This is a genomic window from Chloroflexus sp. MS-CIW-1, from assembly GCF_030444705.1.
Classification (GTDB): domain Bacteria; phylum Chloroflexota; class Chloroflexia; order Chloroflexales; family Chloroflexaceae; genus Chloroflexus.
This window is the reverse complement of record NZ_JAUBWR010000003.1, coordinates 23,286-35,562: the sequence shown is the minus strand read 5'-3', so window position 1 is coordinate 35,562 and position 12,277 is coordinate 23,286. Positions and strand designations below refer to the sequence as shown.

Here is a 12,277-nt window from a genome sequence, read left to right as displayed (position 1 = left end):
CCAGCAGGGGCACGGTATGCCGTGCCCCTGCCGTAATTGGTTGAAGTGCGGAAAAGGACGGAGAAACTAAATCGGATTGTTCTTGACGAAGAGATTAAACGGTAACTCGTTGGTCTGGTGCCAGCGCTGAATCTTCTGGCGGAACGAGTTCCAGCCGGGGAAGATCTCTTTGAACGCCGCCGACGTTTCCGCATTCTCGGCGAACAGCTCGAAGGCCGCTTTCTGCGCTGCATTCATAATCTCATCGCTGTAGACACGCAACTTCTTCCCCTTCGCCAGAATTCGCTCCAGTGCATCGTTGTTGAGTGCGTCGTACTTAGCGAGCATGTTCATATTTGCTTCCCAACAAGCGACGCGGAGGAAGTTCTGATACTCTTTCGGCAGCTTATTCCAGGCATCGAGATTGAATACAGCGTGGAGACTGGGCCCTGGCTCCCACCAGCCTGGTGCATAGTAGAACTCTGCCGCATCGGGGAGACCAAGTTTCTCGTCGTCGTAGGCACCGACCCACTCTGCCGCATCGATAGCACCGGTTGACAGGGCTTGGAAGATTTCCCCACCGGGTAGGGTTTGGGTTACCACGCCGAGCTTTCCGAGTACTCGCGCACCTAAACCGGGGATGCGCATCTTGAGACCCTGCAGGTCGGCCACGGTGTTGATCTCGCGGCGGAACCAGCCACCCATCTGGGTACCGGTGTTACCGGCAGCGAAAGAGATAACGTTGAAGTTCGCACCGAGCTTGTTAATTGCTGCCTCACCACCACCATGATAGAGCCAGGCATTTTGCTGTTGCGCAGTGAGACCAAACGGCAGCGATGTGGCGAAGGCCCACGCTGGATCAAGACCTACGTAATAGTACAGTGCAGTGTGTCCTGATTCAACTGTCCCCTGCTGTACGTTTTGCAGCACTTCAAGGCCAGGGAAAAGTTCGCCGGCGGGGAAGGTCGTGATTTTGAACATACCGTTCGATAACTCTGCTACCCGCTCAGCCACCGTTACTGCACCACCGTAGATGGTATCGAGCGCGATAGGCCAGCTCGTTCCCATTCGCCATTCAACAGCCGGCATTGACGAACCTTGAGCAGGGGCCTGAGCCGTGGGGGCAGCGGCAGTGGGTTGCTCACCACCTGCGGCTGTAGGCGCTGGTGGTGAGGTAGGGGGGGCCGCCGTTGGCGGATTGGTAACCGCCGGTGGTTGACCACAAGCAGCTAGTGTCAGTCCAAGGCCACCGAGAACGCCGGCTGCGGCGCCACGAAGAAACTCTCGTCGTTTCATGCTGTGCTCCTGGGCAATCTGAAAATAAGAACTCGGTATCCTAATTATACATGATATGGCGAAATTGTGCAAATGGTGGTGTTATTGTTCGTGCAATAGTTGTTGATTCAGTTGTTTCTTGACAAAAGGATGCTTACAAGAAGACTAATACTAATGCGAGTGAAATAATGCTAACGAGATTCGAGAACAGGACTGTAGCTGTAACAAATTCAGGAAGTAGTTCGTTTTCCATTGCAATAATGCTGACCAATACCGCCGTTGGCATGCTGGCCTGTAGAATACCTACATTACGTTCCAGTGGCGGCAGATCGAACCAGCTCACGGTGCTGAAGGCCAATACCGGCCCACTGATCAGGCGGATTGCGCTGGCGATAAGCAGATCGGCATTGATGCGCGGAATACCGGCAGCCGCCAGTTGTGCACCTAACACGATGAGCATTGTTGGGATGAGGGCGCCGGAAAGCAGTTCAAGTGGGCGCATAACGACCGGTGGTAGATTGATTTCAAGCCAGTTGAACAAGAGTGCTGGCGGAAGGGCCAGTAACGCAGGGGTGCGAAAAACTTGAATGGCCATACTCAGACTGAAGCCACGGCTGAAATTGGCCGCACCCACACAGACAATGAAAGCCAGGACGAGATTGGCCAAAAAGTAGACTGTAGCTACCCCAAGAGCGGCTGGCCCTTCGGCGAACTGAATGATAGGCAGGCCGAAGTTGCCGACGTTGCCGAAGGCAGCGATCATAACGTAGGCAGCAGTCATTTTGGCGCTGCGTTTGAAAAGCCTGGCAATCAGAAAGGCGATAATAATTGAGCCGAGATAGACGACGGTGATGAATCCGATCATACGTCCTGCCAGCCCGACTTCGATCCGGGTTTGACTAAGAACGTAAAAGACAAACGCTGGGGTCAGAATGAAATAGGCGAACCGTGAGAGAGTGCGGGCTTCGAGTTGCAGACGAGGGCCGGTGATGTAACCGATCAGCACGAGCAGGAACACCGGTGCAAGGACATTCAGGAAGATGCCGGGGAGTTGGTTCATAGCAGTGTAGTTTCTTCAAACAGCCTTGAAAGAGGCATAAGGATCCACGAGCAATGTGTTTTCGCTAAGAGCTTGCTTCAAACCGGTACCATGTGAAGAGTGGACAGGACTTGTGGCGTTACTGCGATACCGAATCTACTAAGCCATCATGCACCTCTTTGTAGAATAACAACAGTGAGTAACAGATGGTAACAAAAGAGTGTTTTAGATACGTTCTAAGAGTCGATCCGATATCTCCTGTTCCGAGCGATGAGGATCAGCAGGTCATTCTCGGTCAGATCGATGTGCCATCCGAAAGCGTCGTTTCTCCCTGAGTTGCGACGACGTTCGGTATCTCCGGCTCTATAACCATCGTCGTGGAAAACTTGTCGGGTCGAGACGATGCCTTTCCTCATACATCGTATTGTTTCTATCGCCGAGATTCATCCGTCGTGTGGTGATGATAGATGATCCGGACAAGCTCTAAGAATGTTGGTCGACCCATAAGCAGATGTGGTGGATAAGTACTCATTACGTATTGGATCCCCTTACAGGACCGGTTTCAAACATGTTTCCGTATACGATGTTATATAATAACGTAAGTTGCGTTAGTCGCTGAAACATTCGATATGAGTAAGCTGAGCTGAGATACAGCATATCGTATATTTCTTCCAGCAATACTCTTTCCGGTTAGAGTTTTGCAGTGTTCTCAGCTTCAGATCACCTTTGATGCCAGACAATACAAACCAGTGTTGTGCTACGGATTGCTATCACGTACCCGCTTACGGTAACCTCACCTACGTGATCTAGCTAGGTGCGCAGGCCAGCAGCCTGCGTAGGGTGGCGTTCCCACCCCTGTAACTTCCTCTCTTCGTGTGGAAGCGGCAGAAACCGCGCTGCGTAACAATTCTCCTTGCTCTCCTATGTAGCAGCTCAGCGGAGTGGCAACTTCTGTTGCGCAGCCACTGCAAGTGGTAAAAACTCCTGATCGTCTGCGCTCATCGCTTGCCCGTCATGCATGGCTGTGCTACAATACGACTAGCTTTGCCAACGTATAACCGGTATTTCTGATAAAGAACAAGTTTTGCGGCTGCTTAAGGAGCTTCTCGTATGTCCGACGTTTCCGGTCGCAATCCGGCAATCATTCTGGTGGAGGATGAGCCTGATATTCTTATCATTTTGCATCGTTTGATGCGAGACCTAACCGGTGGCTACGATATTATTACTGTTCACAGTGGTGCTGATGCGCTGGCTCAAATTGCGCTGCGGCGTGTACCTCTCGTTATCACAGACTATAATATGCCAGGCATGAATGGCTTACAGCTTGCCGCGGCAATTAAAGAGACCTCCCCTGATACGTGCGTGGTCATGATTACTGCCTATGCCACGCCTGAGCTTGAAAAGCGCGCTCGTGAGCAACGAATCGATTACTACCTTGCCAAGCCTTTTCCCCTTGACCGCCTTGAACATATTGTGCGCGACGTCTTACGTGCGCCCATCAGCTAAACATCAGATCATTGTCATTCTCCTGACGCATGCTCTCCGCTAGGATACTAACGCATGGTACTCTTTCGTTGCAGCTTCACGGGAGGTATGCGATGTACGATCTAATGTCGTTTCTGCCATCGTTCGTGTTGTTTGGGATGATCGTGTTGACACTCATCCTGTTGCCGTTGCTTGATGATGATCGCCCCGCCGCGCATGAACAGCAACAGACCGATCAGATCCGTTTGCCACGACGGCCACAGTGATCTGGATCGTCTGTCTCGGTCGTCGGGATTTGCATTGTACGGGCGAGTGCTAAAGCCTCTTCAGCGTTGTGTATTTCCCCTGCCAGTTGTGCTTCGCGAATCAGCCGTAACAGGCGACCAACTTCCGGCCCCGGTTTAATCCCTAAAGCGTCCATTAACATATCGCCCCGAATAAGTGGTGGCAGTGGTGGGGTCGGTGTGTTCCAGTAGTGCTCTAGCATTGTTTCCATCCATCTAAGATGTTCGTTCCATGCTGCTGGATCGAGCCACGGGCCGCGTGTTGCCAGATGATCGGCCAGTTCGTGGAGCAGAATATCAGGACCGGCATCTTCAGAATCGCGGAAAAAGCGGGCAATGCCCCTTTCGGTCAGTTGCCCGCCACCACGCATCTGGCCTGGACGCATATGTTCGCGTACAATCTGTACCAGGTATTGGGTGTCGGACCGACTCAGCCGTAGGCGTTGGCCAATAGTTGCAGCTACCTCTGCCCCTATCCCCTGATGTCCATAGAAAGTTACTGTGCCATCCGCATGGTTCACTTTGGTTTGCGGTTTGGCATTGTCGTGCAAAAGGGCTGCCAGCTTGAGTAGTGCTGCGCGGCGGACGTTGCCGCGTCGCTGCTGTAAAAGTTCACGATAGCGATCGGCAAACGGCAGGTTACGGCTCAGATTAGGATGGGTTTGTACGGCAATGGGTGGTTCGCCATTGTCGATCAGCCAGTCAAGGGCTGCAACCGTTTCCAGGACATGATCGAGGACGGGTAAGAAATGGATGCGTGGCTGTTCACAGGTGCGTGCCGCTTCTAATTCGGGGAAGATGATGGTTAGTGCACCAACCTGATCGAGGAGGCGCAGGCCGGCAGCCGCTGCCAGACCGTCGCAGAGTTTGAGCAGTTCATCCCGGATTCGTTCAATTGCTACGTTGGGTAAGAATGGTGCAGCGCTGCGCGCCGCAGTGATCAGTTCAGGGGTTGGCATGAGCTGGTAAGTGGCTCGAAAGCGACCGGCACGTACAACTCGCAGTGGATCATCTATCAGACTGTAAGCTGAGCATGGACGGAGCTGTCTGGCAGCAAGATCGGCCTGACCACCGAGTGGATCGATCAGCTTACGCCAGTCGCCGGTTATAGCAGCAGTAAGCGGCAGTGCCAGTGCATTAACGGTAAAATCGCGTAAATGCAGATCGGCCACAATATCAGCGGCCCGTAACGTCGCACAGTCGATGGTTATCCCATCGGCAAAGACGACCCGACCGGTATCACGTTCGCGGTCGAGGGCGACAAATGTGCCGTTGCCGGTGTGAGCGAGTGCCTGTGCAAGTGACAGTCCACTTCCATCAATGGCGAGGTCGAGGTCAGCCGGGGTACGACCGGTAAGCAGCTCGCGCACAGCTCCCCCCACCAGCCAGACCGGTCGATCTGTGCAGGCGGCAATCAGTGAAAACAGGTTGTTTATTGTTTGCATCATCGTATCAGGTGACGATGAACCTTATCATCAGCGGTTCCGCTTCGTCCTAAGTCTTTTCAGGTAGCAACGAAAAGCTAGCTATGAGCAGTGATACCGGTACCTGCACCTTCTCTCAGTCCTTTCTCTCCGCTTCTGAGCGACGTGTACGACCTGCCTGCACTTATACCATAACATAGATAGATGACATGCTTCCGCAACAATACGCTCAATGTTCGGCAAGCAACGTCAAAACGTCTCTGGTGTGCCGCTCGACTGCCGCCCGGCTCCACAACAGTGGATGATAGGCGCCACCACGCCAGGCCGTCACCATATCGGCATAATGAGGACTGGCCGGATGCCCACTCTGTCCACCTGGTAGAATAGCCCGCGAGTTATCCCAATCATTGAGATCAAAGATAAAGCGTAATGAAACACCATTGGTAATCTTCATGCCGGCATTGTCGCGGGGAAGATAGCAATGGTTAACGGTATCGATGTCACCGCCGATTGACCATGGCCCGCGATTGAAGAGAGGGGTAAGTGCGGGTACGCTACCAAGGGGGTGGCGTAGGGTTAATGTATGCAAGCGGCCATACGTCCAGCGTGAAGGATCGTTACCGAATCGTTCAGTCAGTTCAGCAACAGTACGGGCCAGAGCTGCCCGTAAGACGCCGCCCCAACTACGACCGTGGCCGAGCCATTCATCGGGTTGTTCGAGCGGTTGACCGGCCATACGGGAAAGAATCATCGGTAAGGCGCATTCCAGGTAGAGGTTCGCGGGCAAAACACTAAACGAACCCACGGCTGCCGAAGCCTGGAACAGATCATGCAATTCGTGGTAGACAATGCGGAGCAGGTGGTAGCGTAGACCTTCATAGATCGCGCCCCCAACACTTTCTGGATGAAGCTGACCATCCCAGGTAATGAAGAGATCGCGCACGCGCTGCTCCATTCCCGGTTCGAGCTGAAGACGGGCCATCTGTTCGACGAGGGCTTTGCCGGGTAAAGACAGGATGTCGCCCTGGATGCGGGCAAAACTACGAACATCGTGCTGCTTGGTGGCGTCGAGTAATGTCTGAATGCGTTGGGCACGGTACGGATTGAGCCAGAAACCCTGAATAGGAGCACTGGTAGGAGGTTTATCGTGAGTAATTCGGTGATTGGCCGTTACAATGGCGCCATTCGGCGGATCGAGCTGGTTCGGTAGCTCGGTGAATGGAATGTAGCCCTGCCATTCATAATCACTATTCCAGCCGGGCACCGGCAGCATCCCGTCACCTTGACGACGGATTGGGAGGCGACCGGCCAGACAGTAACCGATGTGGCCGTCAATATCAGCGTAGACAAAATTCTGCGGTGGCACGTCCCAGTCTTGTAATGCAGCCCGAAACTCTTCCCAGTTGCGGGCACGGTTCAATTTGAGCACGGAACGAGTGAGGGTAGGCGAAGGATCGAGAGCCGTCCAGCGCAGCGCTAGCGCCTGCGTTGTCGAGTCGGCGCTAGATGGTTCACCGCGCAGCGAACCGGCAACCGGATCGATAATCGGTCCGTGACGTGTGATGCGCACATCGATCACCGTTGGGTTCGCCTGTCCTTTGACCACAATCTTCTCTTGAACAACCTCAGCAGTGAGCCAGTCGTCATTCCAGCGGTAACGGCGAGGATCAGTCACATCGAACTGCTCAATGAACAGGTCTTGATTATCGGTACGGGCATTGGTGACGCCCCAGGCGATGCGTTGATTGTGACCGATGATCACACCACAGGTAGCAGGAATGGTCACACCGGCAACGTGAAAATCGCCTCCCTCTAAATGCACCTCGTACCAGAGATTGGGGAGCGAGAGGTTGAGATGAGGATCATTCGCAAGTAAGGGACGACCGCTCGTGGTGCGTTGACCGGCGACAACCCACGCATTTGACCCTTGGGGTGTTTCGTTTTCACCGGTAAACAGGGCAGCATCGCTGGCCAATTGGAGCGCTCCGGCGCCGAGATCGGGTGTATAGCTGGTACCGGCCGGCACAGTCAGCGGTGCATCTTCTGGATAGTGAGGACGCAATGCGGTAGCGCGTTCGATGCCAACCAGCGCGACGATCTGGGCCTGCAATAGCTCTTGCATCCAGTTGGTTGACAGAGTGAGTGCCATCATTTTCGGCCAGACTAGCAGATCGGCCAGTGTCCATGGTTCGGGTTGGAAGCCGAGCAGCGTGAATTCGAGTGGTAACCGGTTGCCGATATGTCCGATGCAGGCATTGACCCCACGTACATACGCGCTCATGAGCGTTGCCGTTTCGTCATCAAGCAGCTTGACCTCCTGATCGGCAATGCGACTAAAGCCGAGTGTGCGAATAAAGCGATCGGAATCGAGGGCGGCTGGCCCAAAAATCTCGGCCAGCCGACCGTGACCAATGCGTCGGTGCATTTCCATCTGCCAGAGACGATCCTGAGCATGCACATACCCTAAAGCGGCAAAGAGATCTTCGTTGTGTTCTGCGTAGATATGCGGCACACCCCAACGGTCACGTCGTATTTCTACCGCCGTGCGGATGCCGGGTAGGGTGATCTGGCCATTCGTGCGGGGTAACGGTCGTCGTAGCGCGGCAATTGCTCCGACACCGGCCAGCGCCGCGACCGCACCTACCGTAATGCCTATCGCTCGTCCGATGCGTGTGGGGTTCAGGGTCACGCTCCACCTCCGTTTCGAGTCAAGGACTGAGACACCGGTATTGTGAATCGGATACGCTCACATGTCAAACGAAAAGGTTCATTGGTGTCGATTTGTTCTGGTGTCGTTCAGGCTGCAAAGGTGATCCGAAGCTAAAAACGCTGAAAATCCGTTGGCGACTCGGATGACGGTTGACAGTGACGCCGGGATAGCGTATCTTTCCAAACAGTAGGCAATACGTTATAGCTGAAGTGATAAAGCATGACCCTTGCTATTCCAGCGGAGTTGCACCACGATCTTTCGCTTGTCGAGCAGATACTTCGTGACCGGCTACGGGCGCGGTATAGCGTCATTGCGATGGTTGATCCGCACGTGATAGCCGATGCAGCAGATCGACTGCGTGCCCTGATTGTCCTCGCCGTTGCCCGGCTAGGTAATACCGTTAGTGCTCAGGTTGTCCACGCGGCAGCCGCAGTGGAGCTTATTGAAGCGGCAACTCGTGCCCATGACAACCTCATCGACAGACAGGCTCGTCGGTTCGGAAGAGGTACAAATGGTACGTGGGATCATGGTGTGGCTTTGATGGTTGGTGATTACCTCTTTGCGCTTGCCGCTGGCGAGATGGCCCGCAGCCCAGATCCACGGGTGATTGAACTCTACTCGCAGGCGGTGATGCGGATCTGTGAAGGGCAATTGACCACGATCACGAGCCTTACCCCACAGGAAACTGCTTTGACCATCTACTGGCAACGAACGGAAGCGCTTTTCGGGGTGCTCTTAGCGGCGTCGGCCCAGGCAGGTGTCTTGTGTGGCGGGTTGGCAGAACATCTCCTTGAACCAGCAGCACAGTTTGGTCTACATTTAGGACTGGCCCTGCGGTTGGCGACGGAAATTCGCGATCTGGAGGCTAATGGTGCTCTATTACAGGCCGGTCATGTTCCATTAGCGATGCTACTAGCTGTGACCGAACCACCAGCACCGGTATTGCAAGCAGTTTTTGCAAATCCGACACCAGCCACTATCGCCGAGGCTTTGCCGTTGATTCGCACCAACGGCTTACCCGCAGCCCGTACCGCCCTTGTGGCGCAGCGGAACGCTGCCCGGCAGGCTCTACAGCTTCTGCCGGTTGGCGTCACAACGCCCTGGCTGCACCGCATCATTGATCAGATCGGCGAAGTGTAACGCTGTGTTATAATGCGACGGCTGAGCTATCGATGTCGCTTTCGATTCGGCAGGAGTGTATATTATGTATCGTTCACACACCTGTGGTGAATTGCGTCCGGCTCATGCCGGTCAGGAGGTGACGCTGGCCGGATGGGTACATCGTCGGCGCGATCATGGTGATCTTATCTTTATCGACCTGCGTGACCGTTATGGCATCACACAGGTTGTTTTTAACAGCGCCCATCCAGCAGCGCACGCAGTAGCCGAAACCGTTCGTTCGGAATACGTGGTGCAGGTGCGTGGACATGTGCGCATACGTCCGGCAGAAGCAGTGAATCCTGATCTTGCGACCGGTGAGATTGAGGTAGAGGCGTTTGAAGCGCAGGTGTTGAATCCGGCCCGCACACCGCCGATCTACATTGCCAAGGAGGGTGGTGAAGATGAATCGGTGCGACTGAAGTATCGCTATCTCGATCTGCGTCGGGAACGGATGCAGCGCAACCTGATCTTGCGTCATCGAGTAGTGAAGTTTATTCGCGATTTTCTCGACGCCGAAGGTTTTCTCGAAATCGAGACACCGATTCTGATCAAATCGACCCCCGAAGGCGCGCGCGACTATCTGGTGCCGTCACGACTGCATCCAGGCAAATTCTACGCGCTACCGCAAAGTCCACAGCAGCTCAAGCAGTTACTTATGGTAGCCGGTTACGATAAGTACTTTCAGATCGCACGCTGTTTTCGTGATGAAGACCAGCGTGCCGACCGGCAGCCTGAGTTTACCCAGCTCGATATGGAGATGAGCTTTGTCGATCAGGAGGATGTGCTTGCGCTGATCGAACGGCTGTTTACGGCGCTCTGTCGGACAATCGTGCCACATAAGCGTTTACCAACCCCATTTCGCCGCCTGACATACGCCGAGGCAATTGAGCGTTACGGTTCGGATAAGCCCGATCTGCGCTACGACTTAGAGCTGGTTAATCTGAGCGATCTGCTCGCTGAGACCCCATTTCAGGTCTTCCGCAGTGTCTTAGCCAATGGCGGTCAGGTCAAGGGTATTCGGGCGCCAGGATGTGCCCATTTCTCGCGGAAGCAGATTGACGAGCTTGCGGAAGTGGTGCGTGCCGGAGGAGCAAAGGGCCTGGCCTGGGCAGCTCTGCCATCTGATGGCGGTGAAGTGCGTTCAAGTTTCGCCAAGAATCTGGCTCCTGGTGAGTTCACCGCTATCACTGAGCGCATGGCCGCCGAACCCGGTGATCTGATCCTCATCGTGGCCGATCAACCGGCGGTGGTTGCAGCTTCGCTCGACAAGCTACGCCGCAATCTGGCAGAGCGGCTGCGATTGGCCGATCCCGATACGCTCTGTTTTGCGTGGATTGTCGATTTTCCGTTGGTAGAATGGAACGAAGAGGAACAGCGTTGGGACGCCGTTCACCATCCGTTTACTGCACCGAAAGATGAAGACCTGCCTCTGTTAACCACCGATCCCGGTAAAGTGCGGGCGAAAGCCTACGATCTGATCCTCAACGGGTATGAAGCCGGTGGTGGCAGTATTCGTATTCACCGTCGTGATATTCAGCAGCAGGTCTTCTCGCTACTTGGCATTAGCGAAGAAAAGGCGCAGGCCCAGTTTGGGCATATGCTGGAAGCGTTTGAATACGGCGCTCCACCGCACGGTGGCATTGCCCCCGGTATTGATCGGCTGGTGATGATCCTGGCCGATGAGCCGACGATTCGTGAGGTGATGGCCTTCCCCAAGACGCAGCAAGCAGTTGATCTCATGACTAACGCACCATCACCGGTTGATGAACGACAGTTGAAAGAGTTGCACATTCGGATTGTCATGCCAGAATAGGTGGGTGAGGTCGTCATCTCCCATTGGGGATGTATGGCGTCATTCTGACAAATAATTCATCAAATTCGTACCTTTGGGCTAACGACAAATTCAGCATAAACCGGCTATACTATAGATATGTACGACGTCCATGCCGCCGCCGCGCCCAGATTGGCGCGGCGGTATGTTCGCCGGAGTGGATATGCCTAAGCGCATTCTGGTTGTTGATGACGATCCTCATATTCGTCGGCTGGTGTCGCTGGCATTGACCGAAGACACGTCTTACGAGGTAAGCGATGTCTCGTCGGCAGAGGCAGCGCTCCTTCACATTTCCCGGCAGCCTGTTGATCTGCTGCTCACCGATCTGAAGATGCCAGGGATGAGCGGCATCGAGCTTATTCAGCGAGTACGGCAGCTTGATCCGGGCACTGCGATTGTCGTTTTTACGATCAGCCCAGAGGATGTATCGCCGCAGTTACAAAGCGAATTGCAGATCGACTATGTTCTGGCCAAACCGGCGAACGCCGAGCAGCTTCGACTGACAGCTATGACGCTCCTCGATCCGACAAAGCCGGTCGCTGCGATGCGTGTCGAGTCGCCAGCACCTGAACCTGCCGCTGGCAGTCGGTTTAGCCAGCGACTGGCTGCACTGCGTGCTCGACAGCCAGCGCAGTCGTCGTCGGTTGCATCATCGGGCGTCGCGATGCGGCTCACTCCCAATCAGAGCGGGCGTAGTGGGCGGAGCTATTCAGAAGCGCAGTTGGAGCGTATGCGCCAGTCACTGAAGGATCTGGCACTGGCCCCTGACGTGCAATGCGCGATTCTGGCCGATACGAGTGGTTTGGTCCTCAGCCACTGGAGTCGACGACGTGACATCAATGTGACCGTCGTGGCAGCCCTGGCAGCAGGGAATACGCTGGCACTGACCGAGATCGGTCGGCATTTAGGGCAGCAGCAACCAGGGCATCTGGTTATCCACGAGGGCCAGGATCAAAACATCATCATGGCATCGGTCGATGATCTCATTCTGTTGCTGGCAATTGGGGCGAATGCGTCACTGGGATGGGCACGTATTGCTACCCTGCGCGCTTGTGAAGAAATGGCGCGGATTGCACGGAGTGAGTAAGG

Annotated in this window: 9 protein-coding genes; 5 read left to right on the top strand and 4 right to left on the bottom strand. The window is 54.6% G+C overall.

Annotated features, from left to right (window positions below; all coding sequences use genetic code 11):
* Positions 1-66: 66 nt before the first annotated feature.
* Both QTO31_RS17315 and QTO31_RS17310 read right to left on the bottom strand, forming a co-directional pair.
* Positions 67-1,275, bottom strand: coding sequence for a TRAP transporter substrate-binding protein (locus QTO31_RS17315; protein ID WP_301430335.1), 1,209 nt, complete (start codon positions 1,273-1,275; stop codon positions 67-69).
* 133 nt (positions 1,276-1,408) lie between these two features.
* Positions 1,409-2,314, bottom strand: coding sequence for an AEC family transporter (locus tag QTO31_RS17310; RefSeq protein WP_301430334.1), 906 nt, complete (start codon positions 2,312-2,314; stop codon positions 1,409-1,411).
* A gap of 1,089 nt (positions 2,315-3,403) precedes the next feature.
* On the opposite strand from QTO31_RS17310, the gene QTO31_RS17305 reads away from it, so the two are divergent.
* Complete coding sequence (locus QTO31_RS17305) at positions 3,404-3,799, top strand: response regulator (RefSeq protein WP_031459323.1); 396 nt, start codon at positions 3,404-3,406, stop codon at positions 3,797-3,799.
* A 92-nt stretch (positions 3,800-3,891) separates the two neighbouring features.
* Entirely contained in the window at positions 3,892-4,044 is a 153-nt protein-coding gene (locus tag QTO31_RS17300; RefSeq protein ID WP_173424549.1) for a hypothetical protein, read from the top strand.
* Here QTO31_RS17300 and QTO31_RS17295 read toward each other — a convergent pair.
* A complete protein-coding gene (locus tag QTO31_RS17295) occupies positions 4,014-5,510 on the bottom strand; it encodes an HD domain-containing protein (RefSeq protein WP_301430333.1) in 1,497 nt (498 codons plus the stop codon). The two genes, QTO31_RS17300 and QTO31_RS17295, sit on opposite strands and share 31 nt — an antisense overlap.
* 205 nt (positions 5,511-5,715) lie before the next feature.
* Complete coding sequence (locus QTO31_RS17290) at positions 5,716-8,175, bottom strand: penicillin acylase family protein (protein WP_301430332.1); 2,460 nt, start codon at positions 8,173-8,175, stop codon at positions 5,716-5,718.
* Positions 8,176-8,415: 240 nt separating this feature from the next.
* On the opposite strand from QTO31_RS17290, the gene QTO31_RS17285 reads away from it, so the two are divergent.
* From QTO31_RS17285 to QTO31_RS17275, 3 genes are all read left to right on the top strand, one after another.
* Positions 8,416-9,336: a polyprenyl synthetase family protein gene (locus QTO31_RS17285; protein ID WP_301430331.1), complete on the top strand. Its 921-nt coding sequence runs from the start codon at positions 8,416-8,418 to the stop codon at positions 9,334-9,336.
* 64 nt (positions 9,337-9,400) lie between these two features.
* Positions 9,401-11,170, top strand: coding sequence for an aspartate--tRNA ligase (gene aspS / locus QTO31_RS17280; RefSeq protein WP_301430329.1), 1,770 nt, complete (start codon positions 9,401-9,403; stop codon positions 11,168-11,170).
* A gap of 181 nt (positions 11,171-11,351) precedes the next feature.
* Entirely contained in the window at positions 11,352-12,275 is a 924-nt protein-coding gene (locus QTO31_RS17275; RefSeq protein WP_031459328.1) for a response regulator, read from the top strand.
* Positions 12,276-12,277 lie beyond the last annotated feature (2 nt).